Below are 25,378 nucleotides of genomic sequence, written 5' to 3' on the forward strand. Positions count from 1 at the left end.
AGCACTTCGCAGGCGAACTCCTCGACCACCCGATGCACGGATCATCCCCGCTCACGCGGGGAGCACACCAAGACCATCGAGCTCTCGGCAGCAATCAACGGATCATCCCCGCTCACGCGGGGAGCACGACGACATCGACCCAGAAATAGGTCGGGAATGCGGATCATCCCCGCTCACGCGGGGAGCACTTGCTCTCGAAGCGGCCAGGGCAGCGGATCGGCGGATCATCCCCGCTCACGCGGGGAGCACTCCCGCTCCCAGCTGAGGACATCCCCGCGTGGCGGATCATCCCCGCTCACGCGGGGAGCACGCCCAAGAGGTGAGGATGAGGCGCGCGCCCAGCGGATCATCCCCGCTCACGCGGGGAGCACGAGGGCGACCTGACAGGCTCTCACCGGTTTGGCGGATCATCCCCGCTCACGCGGGGAGCACGAGGGCTAAGACTACGCGACCACCGTGGGAGGCGGATCATCCCCGCTCACGCGGGGAGCACCTCCTGCACCTGCGTCTCCGTCATCTTGTCCACGGATCATCCCCGCTCACGCGGGGAGCACGCGAGGTCACTTAGCACGCCTGCCGAGTGGAGCGGATCATCCCCGCTCACGCGGGGAGCACAATGACGAAAGCTGAAATTGACACGCTGACCACGGATCATCCCCGCTCACGCGGGGAGCACACTCGGCGGGAGTACGTCTATCGGCACTCATCCGGATCATCCCCGCTCACGCGGGGAGCACGAGTGCTCAACCCATGCGACGGTCTTCGCGCCCGGATCATCCCCGCTCACGCGGGGAGCACTCCTAGGGCGAGTGACTGATCGCCTCGAGCTTCGGATCATCCCCGCTCACGCGGGGAGCACTAGTCGTGGGGAGTGCGTGGACCTTGTTCTTCCGGATCATCCCCGCTCACGCGGGGAGCACGTGACAGGCACCTGGATATAGCCGAGGTTGATCGGATCATCCCCGCTCACGCGGGGAGCACCGACCAATCATCCGGTGGACCGCGATCGAGGTCGGATCATCCCCGCTCACGCGGGGAGCACCCAACATACTCACGTTCATGCCCTCCAGTATACGGATCATCCCCGCTCACGCGGGGAGCACAAGGCCGTGCGCCTGCTGAAGGCCGGTGATGACGGATCATCCCCGCTCACGCGCGGAGCACACGAATCGGGGCGCGAGTTGCATGGTGCCGTTCGGATCATCCCCGCTCACGCGGGGAGCACTCCTTCGACATGGGGGCGAGGAACGCGACAGCCGGATCATCCCCGCTCACGCGGGGAGCACACTTTATGCTGGCTGCCTAACGGCAATGAGCCCGGATCATCCCCGCTCACGCGGGGAGCACCTGAGCGATAGCTGCGCGCGTAGTATCATCCGCGGATCATCCCCGCTCACGCGGGGAGCACGGTGCTCTGCCGTCATGTTCGTTTTCATGTCTCGGATCATCCCCGCTCACGCGGGGAGCACGTCTACGAGTGCGTGTGCGCCGGGGCCGTGCGCGGATCATCCCCGCTCACGCGGGGAGCACCGTCCTGACGGCACTTTCGAGTACAACGAATCAAGGATCATCCCCGCTCACGCGGGGAGCACATGTCGTCGCGTTTGATTGTGGACCGAGAGTACGGATCATCCCCGCTCACGCGGGGAGCACGGAAGCGCGCCTTGTTCTCAAAGGCCTCGAGTCGGATCATCCCCGCTCACGCGGGGAGCACTTCGAGGGTGAGGAACTCGTCCACGATGGTTACGGATCATCCCCGCTCACGCGGGGAGCACTCCCCTGTTCCAGGCGCGACACTCTCGCGAGGCGGATCATCCCCGCTCACGCGGGGAGCACGCACCGTATACGAGATCGATTGGCCATACCGGCGGATCATCCCCGCTCACGCGGGGAGCACAGCCATGTTCTGGTCCTTTCGGGTTAGGCGGCCGGATCATCCCCGCTCACGCGGGGAGCACCTCCATCTCGCAGCACTGGCAGTGCCTCGAACCGGATCATCCCCGCTCACGCGGGGAGCACCGCTGGACCGTATGGTGAACGTCAATGAGGTTCGGATCATCCCCGCTCACGCGGGGAGCACGCCGCGATCGTCAACTCGTCGATGGGGCGGCGCGGATCATCCCCGCTCACGCGGGGAGCACGCGAGCCGGGAGTACTCATCACCATTTCTCAACGGATCATCCCCGCTCACGCGGGGAGCACGCCGCCGACCGCACTCGGAGGCGATCGCACGCCGGATCATCCCCGCTCACGCGGGGAGCACAGAATCGATAGAGGATCGATCGGTTCACCGTTCGGATCATCCCCGCTCACGCGGGGAGCACAAACAATCGCATCTGTGGACTGGGAAGCACGCCGGATCATCCCCGCTCACGCGGGGAGCACGAACGCACGGTTAGCGCCGAGCGTCCCGGCTACGGATCATCCCCGCTCACGCGGGGAGCACCCGACGAGGCGCTTACGCAGCCCGTCGAACCCCGGATCATCCCCGCTCACGCGGGGAGCACGCCGCGATCGTCAACTCGTCGATGGGGCGGCGCGGATCATCCCCGCTCACGCGGGGAGCACGCGAGCCGGGAGTACTCATCACCATTTCTCAACGGATCATCCCCGCTCACGCGGGGAGCACGCCGCCGACCGCACTCGGAGGCGATCGCACGCCGGATCATCCCCGCTCACGCGGGGAGCACAGAATCGATAGAGGATCGATCGGTTCACCGTTCGGATCATCCCCGCTCACGCGGGGAGCACAAACAATCGCATCTGTGGACTGGGAAGCACGCCGGATCATCCCCGCTCACGCGGGGAGCACGAACGCACGGTTAGCGCCGAGCGTCCCGGCTACGGATCATCCCCGCTCACGCGGGGAGCACCCGACGAGGCGCTTACGCAGCCCGTCGAACCCCGGATCATCCCCGCTCACGCGGGGAGCACGACGCTGCCGCATTCATCAAGGACCGCGACGGCGGATCATCCCCGCTCACGCGGGGAGCACTCCCACTCCGCTTGCGTGGCGGCTTCGAGTGCCGGATCATCCCCGCTCACGCGGGGAGCACTCGCCCGTGCTGCGCTCGATCGTGCAGCGCGACGGATCATCCCCGCTCACGCGGGGAGCACTCGCCTCGGCCTGGGTTGCGAATCAGACGTGCCGGATCATCCCCGCTCACGCGGGGAGCACGATCCGCAGTTTTGGACAGCGCCAGACGATTACGGATCATCCCCGCTCACGCGGGGAGCACGACGACGATGGTGAGGGCCCACTCGTATGCGGCGGATCATCCCCGCTCACGCGGGGAGCACTCTGGGTAGGCGAGATCACTCACTGGGTTCTCCGGATCATCCCCGCTCACGCGGGGAGCACGTTGGCGAGTACGTTGCCGATGGCGTTGTTGACGGATCATCCCCGCTCACGCGGGGAGCACCGTCGCCTGCGAGTCGTGCGGCGACTTCCACCCGGATCATCCCCGCTCACGCGGGGAGCACCCGCTTCGGCCCGGTTGCTTAGGCTATCTGCCCGGATCATCCCCGCTCACGCGGGGAGCACGGTTTGGTGCCGAACAGTGGCCTTCAGGGCCGCTGGATCATCCCCGCTCACGCGGGGAGCACCGTACCAAGTACTTACCAAGTTGCTCCAGCGCCGGATCATCCCCGCTCACGCGGGGAGCACCACGAGGTCTCGCACGTTTGGGACCGGCTCCTCGGATCATCCCCGCTCACGCGGGGAGCACGCCGAGCAACATTGCCATATCCCCCGCCCTCCCGGATCATCCCCGCTCACGCGGGGAGCACGGGATCCGGTACGAGACCCGGGACGCAAGCAACGGATCATCCCCGCTCACGCGGGGAGCACTATGTCTCGCGGTGCGAACCTATGCTAGAAGCCGGATCATCCCCGCTCACGCGGGGAGCACTCGCGCTGCGTGAAGCTGGGGTTGAAACACAGCGGATCATCCCCGCTCACGCGGGGAGCACACGGACCGCGTCGTAGAACCGGAATTTCTCGGCGGATCATCCCCGCTCACGCGGGGAGCACATCAGTCCAGAGTGGCATTAGCTAGCCTCCCCCGGATCATCCCCGCTCACGCGGGGAGCACGACGACGATCGTGTACGCCCACTCATATACGTCGGATCATCCCCGCTCACGCGGGGAGCACCCGCGCTGGCGTTCCATGCGTTCGCTGACAGCCGGATCATCCCCGCTCACGCGGGGAGCACATTCTCGCCACCGCCGTGTGGGGAATCCCCGACGGATCATCCCCGCTCACGCGGGGAGCACGCCATGATCACACCACCACTCGCCACGATCGACGGATCATCCCCGCTCACGCGGGGAGCACTCGCGGTCACTTGCCGCAACCTGATCTTCACTTCGGATCATCCCCGCTCACGCGGGGAGCACGTATCGCGGCACAGTGACACGATGGTGTCCACCGGATCATCCCCGCTCACGCGGGGAGCACGCCGCCACGAGCTCGACGAACGAATGACGATCCGGATCATCCCCGCTCACGCGGGGAGCACAAAAGCCGCCGAATGGTACCCGAACCGCGAAACGGATCATCCCCGCTCACGCGGGGAGCACTAACCCTCGAGCGCGGCGACAAGGTGACCATTCGGATCATCCCCGCTCACGCGGGGAGCACAAGATGTCGGGCTTGCAGGGGTAGAACTCACCCGGATCATCCCCGCTCACGCGGGGAGCACGCGGTTTGGTTGAAGATTTCCTGAACGGTGTCCGGATCATCCCCGCTCACGCGGGGAGCACTCGTTCGAACTGATGAGATTTAACGCCAGCAGCGGATCATCCCCGCTCACGCGGGGAGCACGTGTAGACGGTTTGGATCGCGTCCCACACGGACGGATCATCCCCGCTCACGCGGGGAGCACCTGCGCGGCGTTGATCCTGAACATGTGGGTTCCGGATCATCCCCGCTCACGCGGGGAGCACTCGATGCTGATCTTCTTGAGTGCGTCCGTGAACGGATCATCCCCGCTCACGCGGGGAGCACATCGTCCACCAATCCGGTTACTCCGCCTCCACCGGATCATCCCCGCTCACGCGGGGAGCACCTGCCCTGGAGGCCCTGCCCGAGGACCCCGACCGGATCATCCCCGCTCACGCGGGGAGCACCGCTGCAAGTTCAGCGGGCAGGCGGAATTGAACGGATCATCCCCGCTCACGCGGGGAGCACCCTCGACCCGGACAATATTTCATTCGCGGCCACGGATCATCCCCGCTCACGCGGGGAGCACGACCAGCAAGACGACAAAATGTTTGACTCGAGCGGATCATCCCCGCTCACGCGGGGAGCACCACGGTCGCGCTCACGGCCTCGGGCTGGCCCGCGGATCATCCCCGCTCACGCGGGGAGCACTCCACTTTACATCCTCCCTTGTCTCGTGTAAACGGATCATCCCCGCTCACGCGGGGAGCACCGGAACATGCCCTTGCGTCGGTGGTGCCAAGTCGGATCATCCCCGCTCACGCGGGGAGCACCCGTCGTTCGGCGGCAAGAGACACCAAATGAACGGATCATCCCCGCTCACGCGGGGAGCACGCGCCCCTGGTGGCCCGAGTCCTTCCAGGCCGCGGATCATCCCCGCTCACGCGGGGAGCACCGAACGCATCGAACTGTTTCGCCTCGTTTGATCGGATCATCCCCGCTCACGCGGGGAGCACTCGTTCGAACTGATGAGATTTAACGCCAGCAGCGGATCATCCCCGCTCACGCGGGGAGCACTCGAGGTCCTGACACGCGAGCAGGCCGAGCCACGGATCATCCCCGCTCACGCGGGGAGCACACACATACTCAGGCCGATTCGACCTTCGAAACCGGATCATCCCCGCTCACGCGGGGAGCACCGCAGCGACACCAGGCCCGTGGAGGGCGCGCGCGGATCATCCCCGCTCACGCGGGGAGCACACCACCAAGAGCGGCATCTACAAAGAAACCGCCGGATCATCCCCGCTCACGCGGGGAGCACATCACGAACGCGGCTTCTTCCTTCGTGAGGTCCGGATCATCCCCGCTCACGCGGGGAGCACCCGCTTCCCTTCTTCTTCAATCGATCCGCTACCGGATCATCCCCGCTCACGCGGGGAGCACGTGGAGCGTCTCCAATGCCGGGTGTAAGTCCACGGATCATCCCCGCTCACGCGGGGAGCACAGCGCCGGTACGACCTACGCATCACCGCTTCCCGGATCATCCCCGCTCACGCGGGGAGCACTACGGCCTAATGCTCCACGCATCCTTCTCCTCCGGATCATCCCCGCTCACGCGGGGAGCACGCTCGCTCCAGTAGTCGTGAAGGTCGGCCAACCCTGGATCATCCCCGCTCACGCGGGGAGCACCGCTAGCGACATGAAGGTCGCGGGTAGGGCGCCGGATCATCCCCGCTCACGCGGGGAGCACGTCGGCGAGTTTTGCCCGCCGCTAGGTCGCCAAGGATCATCCCCGCTCACGCGGGGAGCACACCAAGCCCATCATCGCGGGCTCTGGCTGCAACGGATCATCCCCGCTCACGCGGGGAGCACGAAAGCCGCGTAACCACGCGCATCCCCTCAAACGGATCATCCCCGCTCACGCGGGGAGCACCCGAAACCCACCTCCCGAAGTCCCTCGTCGGACGGATCATCCCCGCTCACGCGGGGAGCACTGGGTCGAATGGCGGAACGAGGAAGACAAACGCGGATCATCCCCGCTCACGCGGGGAGCACGCTGCCCGGTGATGGTGGCTGTGAGGTGGAGTGCGGATCATCCCCGCTCACGCGGGGAGCACCATGCGCCACGAAATGAGGGAATCAGCATGAACGGATCATCCCCGCTCACGCGGGGAGCACGCGAGGGCTGCGGACATGAATAAAGTGGAGCGCGGATCATCCCCGCTCACGCGGGGAGCACCCACCACCTCACCCTATTGAGTTATGAGACTTCGGATCATCCCCGCTCACGCGGGGAGCACTTCGGCAGCGGTTTTCGTTGCCGAGGCGACGCCGGATCATCCCCGCTCACGCGGGGAGCACGAAAGCCGCGTAACCACGCGCATCCCCTCAAACGGATCATCCCCGCTCACGCGGGGAGCACGACTCTCGTTGTTCCTGCACGGAAGGGCGACTCTGGATCATCCCCGCTCACGCGGGGAGCACCTGCGCCCGTGACGTTACCGAAGAGAATCCGGTCGGATCATCCCCGCTCACGCGGGGAGCACTCATCCGTGAGCACGGCCTAGCCTCGACGGGTCGGATCATCCCCGCTCACGCGGGGAGCACCAGTCTCAAACCTACGTCAATTCGGAAGTCTCAAGGATCATCCCCGCTCACGCGGGGAGCACGATGGTGTCGAGGGTGGTGGTGATGGTGGCGGCGGATCATCCCCGCTCACGCGGGGAGCACACTGGTACTTATCCCAGTCGTGGAATTGCCACCCTGGATCATCCCCGCTCACGCGGGGAGCACACCGCGCTGGCGTTCCATGCGTTCGCTGACAGCGGATCATCCCCGCTCACGCGGGGAGCACGCGAGGATGGCCCCCGGGGCGATGCCACCGTTCGGATCATCCCCGCTCACGCGGGGAGCACGTGACCGGGTGCGGTGGGCGCGGGTACCGTCCCGGATCATCCCCGCTCACGCGGGGAGCACTCAATGGCGCGTAGCGTGGCCTGCAAGACCTTCGGATCATCCCCGCTCACGCGGGGAGCACGACCCCCCCGCTACTCGCACCAGAAGCGGGGCCGGATCATCCCCGCTCACGCGGGGAGCACCCCTTCACCGACGCTGCAGGCGCGAAGCTCGGCGGATCATCCCCGCTCACGCGGGGAGCACTCATCCTGTGCGTGGTCCTGTACGTCAAGACCAGGATCATCCCCGCTCACGCGGGGAGCACCGCGGTGGCTGAACTCTCCACCGGCGCAGCCTCCGGATCATCCCCGCTCACGCGGGGAGCACGGGATGGTGAGGCGCTTTTCGCGGGCCGCGTCCGGATCATCCCCGCTCACGCGGGGAGCACATAGTTCGTGATGTATAAGCCAGGGTCGGTAACGGATCATCCCCGCTCACGCGGGGAGCACATCCTCGCCACCGCCGTGTGGGGAATCCCCGACGGATCATCCCCGCTCACGCGGGGAGCACGACCAGGGTTTCAACGGCGGGGCGCGTGACGCCGGATCATCCCCGCTCACGCGGGGAGCACGGCGATGAACGTGTGTGTTGGCATAACGGCTGCGGATCATCCCCGCTCACGCGGGGAGCACGTCAAACAGTGACGGCGCGGAAAGTCGTCGCTCGGATCATCCCCGCTCACGCGGGGAGCACCTAATGGCCGACCTGGCGCGCGAGGGGCTGACCGGATCATCCCCGCTCACGCGGGGAGCACGCGAGGATGGCCCCCGGGGCGATGCCACCGTTCGGATCATCCCCGCTCACGCGGGGAGCACCTTTTCGGCGAGATCCGCGAGCGTATCCGTCCCGGATCATCCCCGCTCACGCGGGGAGCACATCCTCGCGGTCATGCGTCAGCAGTCCCCCGAAGGATCATCCCCGCTCACGCGGGGAGCACTCTACATGGCAGCGGTGCGGGGCTTGAAGATCCGGATCATCCCCGCTCACGCGGGGAGCACACCGTTCCACGCGGACAACCGCGCCTTGATCTCGGATCATCCCCGCTCACGCGGGGAGCACACTCGGGAGAGATTGTCGGCGCGCCTAACCGCCGGATCATCCCCGCTCACGCGGGGAGCACTAGTTGCGTTATTGATTTTATAATCTCCCTCCCGGATCATCCCCGCTCACGCGGGGAGCACACTCGCGATTATAGTGAAAAACCCTCTCCTAATTGCCTATTCCGTTCAGTCCTTAGGCGCGAACCATTCTCATTTTCCGATCGGTTTCCGCCCATACCTGCGTCGACGGGCCGCGATACTCCAGGACTCTGGCGGTGAACGGTCAGCTCCTGGTGAGGCTGTTAATCCTGCCGCGAAGGGCTGACGGATGAGGGTAAGTCCGTCTACATCGACCGGGATCTTGTCGTGCCCCAGAACGTCGAAACCATAGCCCTGTTCAGACGTGTCGCTGAACGAAATAATCGCACGACCACTCCCGAGGTGGTCCTCGATCAATTGCCAGATCTGCTCCCGTACCCGTCGTGAGACATCTCCGACGTACACGCCCGGGGCTATCTCCAAGAACCATCTCGTTAGCTCGCCACGCAGTGAACTAGGAGCTGCCGTCAAGACTAACGTTACGTGTCCCATGGGTCCGACCAATTTGCTCCACCAGCAACTGCGCCTTGCTGATAGTCCCAAAGCGAAACTATCGTCGCATCAGCGACAATGTTCGTTCCAAGGCACTCCTGGATATCCCGGACAATTACCGGAATCAATCGACGTTCATGCATCAGCTCCCGCATCTGCCGTCGGACTTCGCGGAGCAAATCCGGGACCTCCTCACTCACCAATCTGAAGGCCAGTGGCAGGGAGACTTCAGCCTTGTATAGGTCAGCAATGTCGTAGACGAACGACCGTGCGTGACCCGAGTGAACGATTCCAAGCCCCGGGCTGCACCCCAGTCCGACAACCACCGCGTGAACTAGCCCGTACAACGAGGCATTTGCCGCCGAGATTGCGGCATTGATTGGATCTGCTGCATCGAAGTCGTCAGCTTCGTAGCTTCTGCCATCCCACCGGACTTCGAACTGCTTTGCCAATGACCGATACAGGCGGGACATGCGGGCGCCTTCACGACCTCGCAGCTGCTGCATTGTCAGAGAGCCAACGTGCTCCCCACCGAATCGCTTCAGATACATCCGTCTTGCAACTTGGAGTCGCTCATTCTTGTTAGTGGCTGCCTTCGCCTGCGCCTCAGCTAACCGAGAGGTTGCAGCAAGGCTTCGACCATGGGCGTAGTACCGAACTCCTCTTTCGCCAACCCAAACCGTAGTGGTGCCACATTCCGCCAACAGGACCATTGCCTGATGACTGATTGATGTACCTGGACCGAGCATCAAGACTGAGAGAGTAGCCGCGGGGATGTACGTCGTGCCCTCTGCGTTTCTGGCGGTTACAGCCCCATCTTCTCGATGAACGACGCAGTGTTCAAGATAGAGAAACGTGAGCCGGTCCTCGATACGAGGGAGTGCTTGTAGGGGGACTGGAGGCAATCTAGGCATGCCAGCTCGTTAGTTTCGTTGCGCTAACGTCATGAGCCCACACCCGTAAGCTTTCGCCCTTCCGATGCCACGCGTCAGTGCTTCCCTGAGCATGTCGGCGTCTCTCACTTCGAACGACCCTTCAAAAACGGCCTTAGCGATTGTGACCCGCGCTCCCTTTCTGTGAAACACCATCCGTTCCCGCTGAGTCACCTGTACGTTGGGCATCGCGTCCAGCGACTCCAGAAAGCTAATACCGATCGCTTCTTGGCGATCGATCAACCACTGGCGTTGCTGTTCCGCCGTCACATGCGCATAGACCTTGCCTCGGCCCTGACTCGCGTCTGACATTGAGCGTCGAACTGGATTTGCCGCAAGTCGGAAGGAGAATCTCTGTCCCGCAGTCAAGGAGTTCAAAATGGGCGAGTAGTCTCGGGTTTCCCATTCGCTCGTGGTGGGCCAGCCTGCCTGCTCAACAATGTGCGTCAAGTCCGGCATCGCGGCTGAAACGATATAAAGCGCAGGCGAGTTGGGGCGAGGATCTAGCCGCCATAAGGGCCTCCCCCTCGTTTCATCATGTACTTGAGGTGAGAAACTCGCCATGACAGCCGCATGCATGGCCTGCGGTGATCCAATGAGTTTCCGAGCCCCTCGACGCGCCGCATTGAGGTAGAGCCGCGTCAGAAACATCAGTGTCCTCCTACGGTCAATGACATGGGGTCATGCCTGTCTGAAGGTGCATCTAGCAACGAGATTGTCCACGACGTGGTTCGACGCCAGTCGTATTGACGATTAGCGGGATCGAATGACCGCGGCACATCTTGGACCAGCTCGGTATCTATTCCAGATGTCCTGGTGGCTACTCCTTGGTCAGCGATGATCCGCGCTCGGTAACCTTGCTGCCGGCCACACTGCTGTTGGAACCAGGTCGGTGCGTGCCAGGGTTCACCCTCGATGACGTCTCCGAGAGGTCCGTCCCTAAGTCCTAGGCTCAGCGGGAATGCCGGTGGGCATGATCGTCGTCCGAGAAACAGGGTGAAGACCGGTGATTCCACCGCAGCCTTTATCCCCTCGATGAGGCCATCAGGACCCTCGATTCCGGCCACGAACACGGCATCAGACAGGTAGTAGCGGTGGGACAGTGGCATCGAGCGGCCCGCTCGATTATGGGCGGTATGAAAATCGCGCACGAGTTTTCCTGGCTTGTCCACCCTCACCGCTAACTGGAGATCGAGAAGGTCTTCTAGAGGATCACTCCGTCGTCGCCCTTCTGCGGCAGCTATGAGGCCTAGAATGCCGCTTTTTGATGGATAGTTACGGGTTTCCCGGACATTGAACCGTGAGCTCACTCCCCACGATTGGAGAGGTCCCGCTAGCTTCAGAAGCAGTATGCTCATGACGCAATATCTGAGCTTCCGAGGGTGGTTGTGAGTTTCTCGGCAAGCTCTGGGAACGAGACCCTCTCACCTAGCTCTGCTAACGCTTCGGCATGGGTGTCGAGCGTTACTACGAACGAAGCTTCTGGAGTCATTCGGTAGGTAGATTCGATCTCCTTAGCGAAACTCGCGATTGCTGATACAGACTTTTCGGTGTAGCCCGACTGCGTGGTCGCGCGAACGGGCGTCTCAAAGGCCCCCACATAGGAAATCGGCTGCGAAGAACGGACCGTAACAATCACTGCTGCAGGGAGCGTGAAGTTTGCGAACGTGTTCACCTTGCCTGTCGGCATTGAGGTGATGAAGGCCTCCGCGAATGCCTTGACCGCAGCGATTGCTGAATCAGTCGTGCCGAGATTCTCAACTAGCTGGTCCATGTTAATGGTGGCATAACGGTAGAGAGTTGCCGAAGCAAACTCCACTGTGCCCATCATGCCTGCGCCTGCGTCGGCATCTTCCGCTTGAGCCTTGACGTCGTCGACTGCGGTGAAGAAGTCAAACTCCGTCTCTGCGGGATGAGTTGAGATCGCGTGCGCCACCTGGCACGCCGCATCAACGTTCCCGTCCGGCCAATCCGCAACCATGCGACCGAACAGTGCAAGATCGATGGAGTTATCGGCCCTCAAGACAGCTTTCGCGGTCTTCTTGTCAATCTCTCGTTCTTCACGGACCGAGTCGATGGCTTCTTTCGCAAGGAGATCGATCTGAGCATTCGACAGGAAGAGCAAATACCCCGTTACCTTCTTGGCTTCACCCTCCTTTCTCCCTCGCGGCAACCCGATCTTGATACCTGTGGCTTTAACTACCTCTTCGGCCAGTTCCTCGGCGCGATCAGTTAGGTCATCTGCCTGCTCGTTGATTGACTTCTCGACCAACTCCACTGCCTGAGCAGTTCGCGTTCCCCTCTCACGTCGGTCGATGACCGCCTCGAATTTCTCGCGCGTAGCGCGCTTCCACGCTTGGCTCGAGACGCGAAGGCGCGCTACGCCGCCATAAAAGGCACTCTTCGGCGAACCGTTGTCGTCGCGGTTGATACAGCTTGGCGGAGCATCCTGGACAATGTGGAAATCGATGAACGTACTCATGACAGTTTTTCCTTCTCCCCTGCCGGAAGTCCGGCAAACTGGCGCGCCCACTTTAGACGCACGGTTGAGGCCCCTCCCGGAGCTTGGAATTGGTAGAGATCGCTTGCTAACTCCCCGTAGTCGAAAGCGATTCCTTCCGACCGGAGCTGACCAATGAGTCCACGCAGATGGTGGACAAGTTCTCGCTCGGTCGTCGCGGTAACGGCTGCATCAAATCGCCGCCGGACCGCTTTGCTTTGGCCCTCGTTGTCACGCTTTCGATAGGCGAGTTCACCAACTGCGCGCGACAGTGTTCGCTTTTGCGTGTGCATCGGGTCGTTCCGTGATTGTTGATGCCACGAATACAGTGTCAAAGCATCATGTACTGCGCGCTCGCTCCACGTGGGTGTATCAAATGGAACGTCGGCGTCAGCAGGCACTGATGTCAACTCCCATACTTCCGGGTTTTGACCCGGGCCCAGCGCGAATCCCTTGCGCAGAGCAGCTAATGCGCCTCGTTCCGATGAACCACCGGATAAGTAACCTTCCTGTAGGCGTAATACCCGTCCCGCCACGAGGTGGCGAATTTGGGAGCGACGTGAATACGTCGGCGCTCGATCACTTACTGTCATGTCCAACCTCACTGTCTTCGTTCTTTGGATAGGCATCGGGAAGCGTCTTCTTCAAAGCTGCATGGAACCACGCATTTGCCCTTCCCGCATCACCGGAACTATTTCCTCGCAGCGCTGCCAACGGCGCTCTGGCGAATATCGTTTCGCCCGCTGCTGTTGCTCGAGCTCGCAAATGCCGTTGCCAGCTGATTGTTCGCGTGACCCGATCCGCGCTATCTTGTGCGAGCCATTCCCTGAACTCCGGCTCGAGTTCGTACAAGAATTCCCGCCGGGATTCGTCTCGAATGGCCCCTGCCTTGTCAGGCTCCGCGCCAGCTGCCTGCGCAATATTGGCCGCGAATCTTCCTACGAGGTATGCCGTTTCTGTCGTGGCATCGAGTGCCACTTTGATGGCAAGGATCAGCTGCGGGTCACCTGTAAGGGCCGAAAGCGGAAGCGCTATCTCGTCCACGACAAGGTCGTCGAACACCGCTTCGTTTGATCCGTACTCCATAGTCAGAATCGAGACCGGGTAGATGAGCTGGTGCGCTGAGAGTTCTTCAAACTCTTGGGCGAGCTGACTGAACCATGACAGCGTTCCGGCTGGGAGCATGGCGGCCCCAGATCCACCTGAACGCCTCGGTGTCTCTCCAGCGATTTGCGGAAGGAGTGCCCGTAGCCCCCGCCACATCACCTGTTGTGCCGAGAACTTCTGCGGCATGTACACATCTGCCTTGTGCTTATCGCTTTGAGGCTTTGAATACCTCCACGCGGTCATCGGCTCAACGGTCTGGCGGTTCTGCGGAGTAATACGATCTCCCTGGCACACGAGAACTCCCGTAACTGACTCGGCCCCATGGAGTCGAATCCGGCGGGATTGCCACGTGTAAGTATTGACCGGGCCAGTCGGGCTTATGCCGTCGACGTCGGCTGTGGTCTGATCGTCTGGCTCCCGTTCCCATGGTGGAAGATCACGGGCTAGGTCCCAATCAGTAAGTCCCGATCCATCGTGATCCCGTGCCACGAGGTTATAAAGAAGCGTCTCCCAGAGAGTCGAGCCCACAACGTATACGATGCCCAGCTGCCCTGCCCACCCGGTTCCGATTCCATATCCTCTTCCACCCTTTACCCGAGGGTCGCCTACTGCCCCAGAGTGGATTCCAGAGATATCGTATGCGTGGCAAGCCACTAGCCAGCGAGCAGCTTCCGCCCAACTCATCGTTTCTAAGCCTTTTCCTCTGCGCAGCGTAAAGAACTTCTCGCTTGCAGGAACATCCTGCAGGACGGCCTCGATGCCTTTGAACTCTCCACTCTTTGTTCGCAGGTCTGCGACTTGGAAGAAGGGTTTAACCGGATCTCGAAGATCGAATCTCTCGCGGTGGTCCTCCAAGTAGAGGCTGACCGTTTCTAATGTCGCTTGCGGATCAGTGAAGATCTCGTACCAGTGGTCAATATCCGTTGGTCCCTCAACTGCACGATGCATGATCGCAAGACAGAGCCTGAGGATGGCGACGTCCTGTGTTGGCAAGTCCCCCGATAACCTAGCGATCCGCTCAGCAGACTGGAACAGTTCCAGGAGTCCGACCTCCCTTACCTCATCATCCACTGTCATGACACGAATCCACGGTTCCGTCAAGAGATCGAATGTTGGCCGCTCATTCATGTGGAACTTCCTCCAGTCCTCGTTCAACGCTGTACCTCAAACGTCGTCCCACGAGTGTGCATTCTCCGGAATACAACGGCAGTACCAGCTGGCCCCGAAGAATCGGAGACTCTTGCCATGTGGCGTATCGACTATTTCGTTCGAGTTCGTCGAGGACCTGATCTATTCGATCACTCCAACCGAATGCGGGAGGAAGTCGAACCATCGACTCTGCAAGCGTGCGTGCCAACCGATGCGGTGGACATTCCATCGTCGGGATCTCTTCACCCCCTAGATGTGGGAGGGTGCGAAGCACCCTCTTGTCATCGACGTCGATGAGAATCACCTCTATGGCTTCCTGTCCATCTCGGACGGCTACTTGAGCTCGATATCCGTCAGACTCCTCTGACGATACGTCCATTGTGTGCCAATCGAAGAGAGAAGTTCGTGCGGTTGGAGTTCTAGGTTCTTCCAGCGCAAACGTATTGGCGGCCCGGAGTCTCGTCTCCAGCGACTTTTCGTAGCGCGTTTGCCAACGAACTAGCATTTCTTGCCAGGGATTAGACAGCTTGATCTCCCTCGGGCCGTAGACGTCTTCCATCAATCTCGATACATCATCCGGAACGGCAAGCGGTCGCCCCTCATGCAGCAAGGGAAGGATTGATGCTGCTGTTCGAATGAGTTCTCCTGGCGAGTAGATGGCTCGCGAACCCGGCTCGAGCGGAAATGGTCGGGTGTCGTCTGTGCCCGTCCCTGCGACATAACAGGTGGGGTTGGATAGGCGTTTGGGTCGCTCGCGCCCGGGGTGCCTGTGGATTCTGCCAATACGCTGGATCAGCAAATCGATTGGGGCAAGATCCGTGACAAGAACATCAAAATCGACGTCGAGTGATTGCTCGACAACTTGAGTGGCCACGACTATTGCGCGATGAGGGCGGTGATCGCCGGCGCTTTTACCAAACTTCTCCAGTAGTTCACGATCTCGATTCTGGCGGTCCCGAACTGTAAATCTCGAATGCATGAGGGTGACGTCGTTCGGAAAAGCCTGGGACAGAAAGTCGTAGGTGTCTTGAGCTCGTTTAACGGTGTTCCTGATGACCAACGCGCACCCGCCGTCAACCAATAGTGAACTCAGGAGATCCTCGAGATTATCATCGGCGTTGGAAGCACACAGTTGTGTTCTGGCCGGAATCGCATCTCCTCTGTCGAGGGCGAGATGTCGCAGACCAGAGTCGTCGCATGTTGTGATTGATGGATACGGAACATCCTCACGTTCATTCGCAGATTCTTCTGTCTGCCGGAAGTGACCTGCCGTAATCGCGCCACGCTGGTACGCCTCAACAAATCTCTGTCGCGTCGGCTGTGACAGTGTCGCGGAGAGCATAATGACCGGCACGGCATGAGCTCCCAGCCACGATAGTGCTCGCTCAAGAAAGACATTCATGTAGGAGGAGAAGGCATGGACCTCGTCGAGAACGACAACTTTTCTCGAGAGGCCAAGATGCCTGAGCTCAACAAACCTAGACTTCAGTGCGGCAAACAGGACGTGATCGATGGTCGAAGCTACAAAGTCGGCGAGTACAGACTTCCGACGTCCCGACAGCCACGGCAAGATCGCAATTCTTCGCGCAGCGCTGTGCACGTCGCGCCCCATATCGACCGGTTCATCGAGTGAGGGCAACCGGCCCATAAGGTCATCATGAATTTGCCAACCGACGCGTCGAAGCCGATCGGCTGAAGATTCCAAGCTCTGTTTTCCATGTTGGAGTGAGGCGGCATAAACGCCTTCCCCGTAGACAGCGCTGGTCCGCTCGAGCCAGTTCATCATCCGCCGGAACATCGCGTTTGTTGTCGCCTGAGTTGGCAGCGCGAACAACACGCCTGATCTTCCGGTCCGTGCCGCTAACACCTCTGCTGCTAACAGCGCAGCTTCGGTCTTACCCGAACCTGTCGCATCTTCGAGGATGAGGAGACAGCCCGACGTTCCTACCGTCCGAGCCTGTTCAACCAATTCCTGTTGAGCGATCGTTGCCTGTGCAGAGTCGGGAAATCCAAATCTCGACTTCAAAGCATCGGAGGCCGAATCTCTCGAGTCCTTCGGATTCCACGGTGGCGGCAGCTCAAACCTCGTGATTGCCGAGTCGGCGCGGGTTCTCATGCTGTCCGGCTCCCCCAGCCGGCGACCGGAATCGTCGATGCCAATCAGCGGAAAGTACTCTGGATTGGACGATAGCCAATCTGCCACCTCTACCAAGGCAAGAATCAGCACAAGGATCGGCTGCGGCCAGCGAAAACCCTGCGGAATTACTTGATCGATTGAGGCTCTCTTCGCTGCGTCGTCAATTATCTCGCGCTGCCGTATCCACCAGGTGTCGTCCCCAATAAGTTCTGTGAAGTGTTGGACCACGCTCATGCTGCGACGCTCTACCGGGAATCCGTGATGGGCTCCCACAACTGAAGCGAGTGGACGTAGCTGTCTCAAGCCCTCTTCTGCGAAATACCGGTCTACCAGTACCGCGGAGACCAACCCGTGGGGCGCAAGCGACCGTGTGTTCGTATCTGACGGCGGAATAGTTAAACCTTCATCTTCGAAACGACTCCGTAGCGCTTCGACCTTTCCGGCGAAACTCGGCGCAAGCTTCCCGATATCGTGTGTCCCGGCGCAAAAGATGCACAGCGAGCGGAACCTTTGCCATGCGTCACGTCCCTCACCAGATTGGTCAATCGAACCAAAAGCAGATTCGGCCGCAGTTTTAACCGACGGTCCAACCCAGCTATCAAGGAGAAACTCCATCGCAGCTTCGGCGTCACGTAGGTGTGTGGTCAGAGGCAGCCATTGCTCAACAAAACCTGTCATTGGCCATGACTTTGACCATCCGACCATTGACTACTCCTAAAGCTGCGATGCCTCTCCACATTGTAGTCCACATCACTACAAATCAGGTATGGGCCGATTACCCGTTTGCGTTATCGCCGACGCTGAGCCTGATCTATCCGAGCACTGCGCGCATGACGAGCTCGGGCGGTTCATCCTCCTCGTGCGGCGCGGGACCAACAACGAGAAACCCGAGCTTCTCGTACAGGCTCCGAGCGGCATCATTATCGGCCCTAACATTCAGGTAAAGATGGTCGCTCTCAACTTTTGCCCACTGTGCGACGGCGCCAATGAGCGCCTCGGCTACACCTTTCCTCCGGCAGGACGGGCGCACCCAAAGCGAGATGAGAAAACGCTGGCCGCTCGCGTCATCGATGTGTCCTGCTGCGAGCCCGCACGGCTCGCCAGCTACGCTCGCGATCACGAACATCGGGCCGTCGCTCAGGCGTCGCCGCCACGCCACTTCGCTCGCGTTCACCCAGTCGTCATAGCGAGAGCCGAAGGCTTCTGGTGATTGCTGCAGGGCAGCAAGGCGTAGTTCCCGCCATGCCTGCCAGTCATCGGGCGAGATACGCCGGACCTCAACCTGGGAGCCGGTAGCCATCGGCTAGATCTGCTCCGCGATCGGGTCCTTGATGCTCTCGCGAATGAGGTTCCAGGCGACGATCGTGCCGGGGAGCCATCCGGAGCGGCGGCCGACTCTCCCGTCGGGGGCGGGCATGCGGTAGCGCGCGAGCGTCGTGCGGTCGATATCGAGAAAGTCCGCGACGTCGAAGGGACCCCAGTACTCGATGGCCTCACCGCCAAGGATTGCGCCGTCGTTTTCGCGTTCAGCGCTCCACCAATCGATCGTCTCCGGCAGCCAGCCCTCGAATCCCTCGCCGAAGGTGGCATCGGGCCGCGGCAGCGGGTGCCACTGGAAGGCCGAGCGTTTCACGCCCGCGTGCTCGGCGGCCTTCGTTACCGTCAGGTACTCGATGGTCTCGCGTGGCAGAGCATCGGCGACGACACTGCGCAGGTGGGCCGCAACGGCCGCGGCATCGTTGCTGGTGGGCCCGGCAAGCCCGCGGCGCTGCAGGTAGCTCGAGAGGTGAGCCGTCGTATCTGTCATGGGCACACTGTACGCGCCGGCTCGGACACGCTAGTCCGCGCGCGGAGCTTTGAACTTCGCGGCAGCGGCGGCGGTCTGCCGGTAGGCGCCGCGGCGGTGCCAGATAAACATGCCGAGACCGATGAACACACCGCCGCCGACGATGTTGCCGAGGGTCACCGGCAGCAGGTTGTCGAGGAAGAAGGCGGGGATCGTGAGCGCATCGACGCTCGCGGATGAGCTCACCGCGGCCATAACGTCGGTGGCGCCCTCGGCCTTGATCATGAGACCCAGCGGGATCATGAACATGTTGGCGACGGAGTGCTCGAAGCTGGTCGCGACGAACAGCGCGATCGGCAGGGTGATCGCCACCATCTTGTCCGTTACTGATTTGCCCGCGAAGCCGGCCCACACGGCGAGGCAGACGAGGACGTTACACAGGATGCCGAGGAAGAAGGCCTGGACGAACGTGTGGCTGACCTTGGCGACGGAGGACTCGATGACGACGGCGCCCCAGCCGCCGGCGGAATTGTGGTGGGTTCCCGACAGGAAGATCGTGAGGGCAACGAGCAGCGATCCAGCAAAGTTGCCGAGGTAGACGACGCCCCAGTGCGCGAGCAGGCGGCCGGCCGGGAGTTTCTTGTCCATGCCGGGCAGCAGCGTCATCGTCGTCGAGGTAAACAGGTCCGCACCCAGGATGATGACGAGCGCGAGGCCGGTGGAAAATACGACGCCGCCGAGCACGCGCGCGACGCCATAGGGCAGCTGATCGGCGCCGACCTGGCTCGTCGTATAGAACACAAAGCCGATCGCGATGAGGGCGCCGGCAAACATCGCGGAGACGAAGGTCGTGCGCCAGGGCGTCGTTGCCTTTTTGATGAGGCCCGCTTCGGCGATGTCGGCGATTTCGGATGGCGAGGGGATCATACCTACCAGCCTAGAGCGGCTAATTTCTCCACTTCCACTTCCTTCGTGGTGCCCCAGATCACACAGAGACGCCATTGTGCCTTATTCTTGACCAGCAGGGGCCAGTGTCGCGAGCACGGCCCCTATCGAACACCCGGAGGGGAGGCATGATGGAGGACAGCTCCCGTGCCCCGGTCGTGAAGTTCCCGAAGGACCGCTCGGCCTCGTATCACGCTGCCCTGTTCTATATCGTCGCGGCGCGTGAGGAACTCGAGTTCGAGGGGATCATCGACCTACCGCCGCTCGGGACGCCGCTGCGGCTCACGCCCCCGGTCAACCTGCCCGAGCACGTCCACGATTTCATCCGGCACGCCTGGGAGCAGACCGAACCGCTGCTCGTGAACGTTGGGGAGACGGCGATGACGCCGACCCACATTCGCCACGGGATCGCGGCCGGTTGGCAGCTCGTCGCCGAGGATCCGCACCTGGCGTTCTCGTCCTCCGAATATGAGCGGTGGCGCACGATCATCACGACGCGGTTCTTGCCGCCGATGCTCGACTCGCGCCCGCATTGGCCGCCGCCGCTGCAAACCCAGCTCAACCACTTCGGGCCGAGCTGGGAGGACGTAAAGGTCTCGGCCGGTTGGGATCCCGTCGAGCCCGTCGAGCCGTTACCGCCCGCCGCGCCGCTGCTCGATGACGACTACCGCACGGCGTACCTGGAGTCGCTCGCCCAGTACCTCAAGCACTGCGATGCGATCGGGGCGCGGCCCGCGCAGGCACGCTATAAGGGCTGGGCCGGAACCGAGCTGGACGCCGGGCGGCTGCATCCGAGCGTCTCGACGCTGCGGATCACCTTCGGCTCCTGGACCCGGGCGCTTTCCCTCGCGCGCGAGCTCTAGCCCGAAAAGTCGGTGATGACGACCTTGCCTTCGATGGCGCCGTCGGCCATGTCGGTGATCGCCTCGGGCAGCTGAGACAGCGTAATCTTGCGGTCGATCAGCGGGCGCAGCTCGGCCTGTTCCATGAGGCGGCCAAGTTCCACGAGCTCGGCGCGGGTGCAGCCCGTCGAGCCGATAATCGAGAGTTGCTGGAAGAAGATCCGGTGCAGTTCGGCGTCGACATTGCCGCCGGTCGTCGCGCCGCACGTGACGATCGTGCCGCCGGGCTTTAAGCAGCGCAGCGAGTGCCGCCACGTCGCAGCGCCCACGTTATCGACGACGACGTCCACGCGCTCGGGCAGTTTCTCGCCCGATTCGAAGGCGGCGCTCGCGCCGAGCTCGAGGGCGGTGGCGCGCTTGTCGGCGGTGCGGCTCGTCGCCCAGACGCGCGCGCCCATCGCGGCGCCGAGCGCGATCGCGGCCGAGTTGACCCCGCCCGTCGCGCCCTGCACGAGCAGGCTCTGGCCGGGCCCGAGGCCCGCGCGGCGCAGCATCCGATAGGCGGTCCCCCACGCGACGGGCACGCACGCGGCTTCGGCGAAGGACAGGTGCGCGGGCTTGTCGATGAGGCAGCGCTCGGGCACGTGCAACACCTCGGCGAAGGTGCCGTCGTGGCGTTCGGATAGCAGCGCCCGCTTGGGGTCGAGCGTCTCGTCGCCTGCGCCGCGATCCGCGTCGGCAATGACCGGCAGGATCATGACCTCCCGGCCGTCATCGGTGACACCGGCGCCATCGCAGCCGAGGATCAGGGGCAGCACGGCCGGATCCTGGCCGACGCCGCGCAGCGTCCACACGTCGTGCATATTGAGCGAAGCGGCCCGCATGTGCACGCGCGCCCAGCCGGGCGGCAGGTCGCGCTCGGCGACGTCGGTGATCTCGAGCGCAGCGAGGATGTCATCGGGGCGGTGGGAGGTGACTACGGCAGCACGCATGGGCTCATCATATGAGCCGGATCTGCCCTCTAGGTGAGAATGTGCCGCGTGCTGCCAGGTGGAACAGCGGTTGACTGGCGGTGCTTTTCATCGTTTGGCACGAAAGCGTGACCGGGCGCGCGGAACGGTGAAAAGCTGGAGGCAGCCAGCGCATCACTGAGCCGTTGCCCCCGACGAAGGAGTTGAGTTCGCATGACTGCACCAACCGACGAAACTGCTGAGGCACCAGAGGTCAAAACCCCGCCCATCGGAAAGCTCGAGCGGCCAGATAACCTCGCCACGACACTGGACGTTTCAACCATGGTGGATCCCGACGGCGGCCTCGTCGATCGCGGCATTTTCACCGAAGAGGCGGTCTACAAGCAGGAGATGAAACGCATCTTCGCGCGCTCCTGGCTGTTTTTGGCCCACGAGGATCAGTTCAAGCGCCCCGGCGACTTCTTCCAGACCTTCATGGGCGAGGATCCGATCCTCGTCTCGATGAACCGCAAGAAGGAGATCAAGGCGTTCTTGAACTCCTGCCGCCACCGCGGCGCCCGCGTCTGCCGCGCGGATTTCGGCACGACGAAGAACTTCACCTGCACCTACCACGGCTGGTCCTTTGACCTCGACGGCAATCTCGCCAACGTCCCGAACGAGTACGCCTACGGCGAGGGCTTCGATAAGAAGGACTGGGGCCTCGTCGAGGTCCCGAACGTCCAGTCCTACAAGGGCCTGATCTTCGGCAACTGGGACCCGAACGCGATCCCGCTGGAGGACGCGCTCGGCGATCTGCGCTGGTACCTCGATGCGTTCATCGACCGCGATCCGGAGGGCACGACCGTCGTCGGCGGTGTCATGAAGTGGGTCCTTGACGGCAACTGGAAACTCGCGGCCGAACAGTTCGCGACCGACTGGTACCACGTCAACATGTCGCACGCCTCCGCGCTCATGGTCATGAGCCCGACGGGCCGCGGCCCGAAGAAGGAGATCGCGGAGCGCCCCGGCAAGCAGTTCGTCTCCCCCAACGGCCACGGCGCCGGCTTCCCGGTGCACGAGCGCAACCGCTTCGATAACTCCGTCGTGCACGACTACTACGACTACGACGCGCTGCGCGAGCGCCTGGGCGACAAGCGCGTGACCGGCCCGATGACCAACGGGCACGCCACCGTCTTCCCCTCCTTTAGCTACTTGCCCGTCAACGGCTCCATCCGCGTGTGGCACCCCAAGGGTCCGAACAAGATGGAGGTGTGGGCCTGGACGGTGCTGGATAAGTCGATGCCGGAAGAGGTCCGCGAGGCCCAGCGCCTGCACAACCTGCGAACCTTCGGCCCCTCGGGCATCTTCGAGCAGGACGACGGCGAAAACTGGTCGGAATGCCAGTCGATTGCGGGCGGCTTCATTACTAACCGCGTCGCCCTGAACTACCAGATGGGCATCGGAACCGAGAAGGAAGATCCCGACTACCCCGGCACCACCTCCGAACTCTTTTCGGACGCGGCCGGTCGTTCGTTCTACCGTAAGTGGCGTGAACTCATGTCGACCCCGGCATGGCATGAAAAGGAAGGCAACTAACCATGAGTGACGGAATCAAGGTCGCATCCATCGACGATGTCGAGGAAGGCGAGGCGATCGTCGTCGAACCGGAGGAATCCGGCTTCGAAGCCAAGATCGCGGTCTTCCATTCCGATAACGACGAGTGGTACGCCCTCGATGACACGTGCACCCACGCCGACGCCTCGCTCGCCGATGGCTGGATCGAAGGCGAGGAGGTCGAGTGCCCGATGCACACGGCGCGCTTCTGCCTGCGCACGGGCAAGGTGCTGTGCATGCCCGCCACCGAGGACATGCGCACCCATAAGGTCGAGGTGCGCGGCGAGGACGTCTACCTCTTCCCCGGCACCCCCGCGGAAGGCGACTGAGCCATGAGCGTGTCATCGGTCGTCATTATTGGCGGGGGAATCTCCGGCTTCTCCTGCGCCCGCGAACTGCGCGCCGGCGGCTTTACCGGCAGCCTCACGATCGTCGATCCCGAAGGCCTGCCCTATGACCGCCCGCCGCTGTCCAAGGAACTGCTGACGGGAGAGTTCGCCACCGATGACACGCTTCTGGCGCCCGCCAGCTGGTATGAGGACAACGACGTCGCGATTGTCACCGACCGCGCCGATCGCATCGAACCCGATACCGGGCGCATCGTGCTCGAATCCGGCGACGCGCTGCAGCCCGATGCCATCGTCCTTGCTACCGGCGGCAGCGCGCGGCGCCTGGCGATCCCCGGCGGGGACCTGCCCGGCATCCTGACGCTGCGCACCAAGGCCGACTCGCTCGCGCTGAAGGAGCGGTTGGTTCCGGGCGCTCGCGTCGCGATCATCGGCGCCGGTCTCATCGGCGCCGAGGTCGCCTCCACGGCCGCGAAGAACGGCTGCGAGGTCACGCTCATCGATCCGGCGCCGATCCCGCTGGTGCCGGCCGTCGGCCCCGAGATCGCCGAGGCGTTGCACGCGATGCACGCCGAGCACGGCATCACCTGCTTTACCGGCCTGCCCACCGAGATCACGCACGACGGCGAGGCCTTCGCGATCGATCTCGACGGCGCGCACGATACCGAAGGCAAGACGATGATCGCGGCCGACGTCGTCCTCGTCGCCATCGGCATCGACACCTACTGCCCGCTCGCGGCCTCCGCCGAACTCGAGCAGGAGGGCGGCGTCCTCGTCGACGCCGGCGGGCGCACCAGCAACGAACGGATCTGGGCGATCGGCGACGTCGCGCGACTGCGCAACGAGGACGGCTCGCTCGCCCGGCGCCACGAACACTGGGAGTCCGCCGCCAACGATGGTAAGGCCGCCGCGGCCTCCATCCTGGGCGCCGAGCTGCCGAAATTTGGCTCCTCCTGGTTCTGGTCCGACCGCCACGGCGTGCACGTCGAGGGCATCGGCCTCATGAGCGAGCCCGGTACGACGGTTATCCGCGAAGTCGAGGGCCGCCCCCAGCTCGCATTCCGCGTGGCCGACGACGGCCGCGTCATCGGCGCCGTCGCGATCGATGGCGGCATGGCCGTCCGCGCCGCCCGCCGCATCATCGACCGCGGCAAGATCGTCGATCCCGCGGACCTCGCCAACCCCGACATCGACGTTAAGAAATTGGCACGTTAACCCCCTAGGAGCAGCATCATGACGTCCCAGCCCAACGAACACGTGGTCGGCGCCGCCGGTGCGGTCGCCACCGATGACCTGGAAGGCAGCCTCGTCGATCTCGAGACGTGGTACCGCCTCCAGCAGTTCTACTTCTACGAGGCCGAACTGCTCGACGACGGCCGCTTCGCCGACTGGCTGGAACTCTTCGACGAGGACCTGCACTATTGGGCGCCCACCCGCTCCAACCGGATGCGTCGCCAGCAGGCGCTGTCGATCGCGAAGGAAAACGAGGCCGCGTTTTACGACGAGACGAAGGACTCGCTGGCCTGGCGTATCCGCCGCTTCGACTCCGGCATGGCCTGGGCCGAGGATCCGCCCTCGCGCACGCGCCACCTCATCTCCAACCTCACCGCCCGCCACAGCGGCGAGGGCGAGCTGACCGCGCGCACCAACTTCATCGTGTGGCGCTCCCGCCTGGAGCGCGAACAGGACTGGTACGCCGGGGAGCGCCGCGACGTCGTGCGTATCGGTGAGGACGGCTCCTTCAAGGTCGCCAAGCGCCGGATCCTGTTCGATGTCAACGTCCTCATGGTCAAGAACATCTCGACGTTCTTCTAGCCC

At 62.8% G+C, this 25,378-nt stretch carries 17 protein-coding genes and 1 CRISPR repeat array; of the genes, 5 read left to right on the top strand and 12 right to left on the bottom strand.

Translation table 11 applies throughout. From position 1 onward, the window contains the following. Positions 1 to 37 precede the first annotated feature (37 nt). A CRISPR array of direct repeats spans positions 38 to 8,801; the repeat unit is 29 nt; unit sequence CGGATCATCCCCGCTCACGCGGGGAGCAC. A 69-nt stretch (positions 8,802 to 8,870) separates the two neighbouring features. The 11 genes from cas2e to MUN85_RS03410 form a co-directional block, all read right to left on the bottom strand. Then, positions 8,871 to 9,251: a type I-E CRISPR-associated endoribonuclease Cas2e gene (cas2e, locus tag MUN85_RS03365; protein WP_092565428.1), complete on the bottom strand. Its 381-nt coding sequence runs from the start codon at positions 9,249 to 9,251 to the stop codon at positions 8,871 to 8,873. Next, positions 9,239 to 10,165 (bottom strand): type I-E CRISPR-associated endonuclease Cas1e, encoded by a 927-nt coding sequence (gene cas1e, locus MUN85_RS03370; protein WP_250505386.1) that lies wholly within the window; start codon positions 10,163 to 10,165, stop codon positions 9,239 to 9,241. Before cas1e ends, cas2e begins: the two co-directional genes overlap by 13 nt. Before the next feature lie 9 nt (positions 10,166 to 10,174). Next, the gene (gene cas6e / locus MUN85_RS03375) at positions 10,175 to 10,834 is read right to left on the bottom strand and encodes a type I-E CRISPR-associated protein Cas6/Cse3/CasE (protein WP_250505387.1); all 660 of its coding nucleotides are present in this window, start codon (positions 10,832 to 10,834) and stop codon (positions 10,175 to 10,177) included. Next, on the bottom strand, positions 10,834 to 11,541 hold the full coding sequence (cas5e, locus tag MUN85_RS03380; RefSeq protein ID WP_250505388.1) for a type I-E CRISPR-associated protein Cas5/CasD: 708 nt from the start codon (positions 11,539 to 11,541) through the stop codon (positions 10,834 to 10,836). The genes cas6e and cas5e overlap by 1 nt, the downstream gene beginning before the upstream one ends. Then, positions 11,538 to 12,665, bottom strand: coding sequence for a type I-E CRISPR-associated protein Cas7/Cse4/CasC (gene cas7e / locus MUN85_RS03385; RefSeq protein ID WP_250505389.1), 1,128 nt, complete (start codon positions 12,663 to 12,665; stop codon positions 11,538 to 11,540). Before cas7e ends, cas5e begins: the two co-directional genes overlap by 4 nt. Then, positions 12,662 to 13,312: a type I-E CRISPR-associated protein Cse2/CasB gene (gene casB, locus MUN85_RS13020; RefSeq protein WP_092565438.1), complete on the bottom strand. Its 651-nt coding sequence runs from the start codon at positions 13,310 to 13,312 to the stop codon at positions 12,662 to 12,664. The genes cas7e and casB overlap by 4 nt, the downstream gene beginning before the upstream one ends. Beyond that, a complete protein-coding gene (gene casA, locus MUN85_RS03390; RefSeq protein WP_284500889.1) occupies positions 13,263 to 14,918 on the bottom strand; it encodes a type I-E CRISPR-associated protein Cse1/CasA in 1,656 nt (551 codons plus the stop codon). The genes casB and casA overlap by 50 nt, the downstream gene beginning before the upstream one ends. Further along, entirely contained in the window at positions 14,911 to 17,781 is a 2,871-nt protein-coding gene (locus tag MUN85_RS03395; protein WP_092565442.1) for a CRISPR-associated helicase/endonuclease Cas3, read from the bottom strand. The genes casA and MUN85_RS03395 overlap by 8 nt, the downstream gene beginning before the upstream one ends. 106 nt (positions 17,782 to 17,887) lie before the next feature. After that, entirely contained in the window at positions 17,888 to 18,376 is a 489-nt protein-coding gene (locus tag MUN85_RS03400) for a GNAT family N-acetyltransferase (protein ID WP_250505391.1), read from the bottom strand. Positions 18,377 to 18,379: 3 nt separating this feature from the next. Further along, positions 18,380 to 18,883, bottom strand: a complete 504-nt coding sequence (locus tag MUN85_RS03405; protein ID WP_250505392.1) for a hypothetical protein — start codon at positions 18,881 to 18,883, stop codon at positions 18,380 to 18,382. Positions 18,884 to 18,913: 30 nt separating this feature from the next. Further along, a complete protein-coding gene (locus tag MUN85_RS03410) occupies positions 18,914 to 19,789 on the bottom strand; it encodes a formate/nitrite transporter family protein (protein ID WP_250505393.1) in 876 nt (291 codons plus the stop codon). Positions 19,790 to 19,935: 146 nt separating this feature from the next. On the opposite strand from MUN85_RS03410, the gene MUN85_RS03415 reads away from it, so the two are divergent. Then, positions 19,936 to 20,670, top strand: coding sequence for a hypothetical protein (locus tag MUN85_RS03415; RefSeq protein ID WP_092565450.1), 735 nt, complete (start codon positions 19,936 to 19,938; stop codon positions 20,668 to 20,670). Here MUN85_RS03415 and MUN85_RS03420 read toward each other — a convergent pair. Further along, positions 20,667 to 21,641, bottom strand: coding sequence for a zinc-binding dehydrogenase (locus MUN85_RS03420; RefSeq protein WP_250505394.1), 975 nt, complete (start codon positions 21,639 to 21,641; stop codon positions 20,667 to 20,669). The two genes, MUN85_RS03415 and MUN85_RS03420, sit on opposite strands and share 4 nt — an antisense overlap. 192 nt (positions 21,642 to 21,833) lie before the next feature. Here MUN85_RS03420 and MUN85_RS03425 point away from each other — a divergent pair, with 192 nt between their 5' ends. From MUN85_RS03425 to MUN85_RS03440, 4 genes are read left to right on the top strand one after another with little or no spacing between them, the layout of a single operon-like run. Then, complete coding sequence (locus MUN85_RS03425; protein WP_250505395.1) at positions 21,834 to 23,195, top strand: aromatic ring-hydroxylating dioxygenase subunit alpha; 1,362 nt, start codon at positions 21,834 to 21,836, stop codon at positions 23,193 to 23,195. Between the two features lie 2 nt (positions 23,196 to 23,197). Continuing rightward, positions 23,198 to 23,542 (top strand): bifunctional 3-phenylpropionate/cinnamic acid dioxygenase ferredoxin subunit, encoded by a 345-nt coding sequence (locus MUN85_RS03430; protein WP_250505396.1) that lies wholly within the window; start codon positions 23,198 to 23,200, stop codon positions 23,540 to 23,542. 3 nt (positions 23,543 to 23,545) lie between these two features. Next, positions 23,546 to 24,775, top strand: a complete 1,230-nt coding sequence (locus MUN85_RS03435; RefSeq protein ID WP_176780775.1) for an NAD(P)/FAD-dependent oxidoreductase — start codon at positions 23,546 to 23,548, stop codon at positions 24,773 to 24,775. An 18-nt stretch (positions 24,776 to 24,793) separates the two neighbouring features. After that, positions 24,794 to 25,375, top strand: a complete 582-nt coding sequence (locus tag MUN85_RS03440) for an aromatic-ring-hydroxylating dioxygenase subunit beta (RefSeq protein WP_092565458.1) — start codon at positions 24,794 to 24,796, stop codon at positions 25,373 to 25,375. Positions 25,376 to 25,378 lie beyond the last annotated feature (3 nt).

The organism is Bowdeniella massiliensis (genome assembly GCF_023634005.1).
GTDB classification, from domain to species: domain Bacteria; phylum Actinomycetota; class Actinomycetes; order Actinomycetales; family Actinomycetaceae; genus Bowdeniella; species Bowdeniella massiliensis.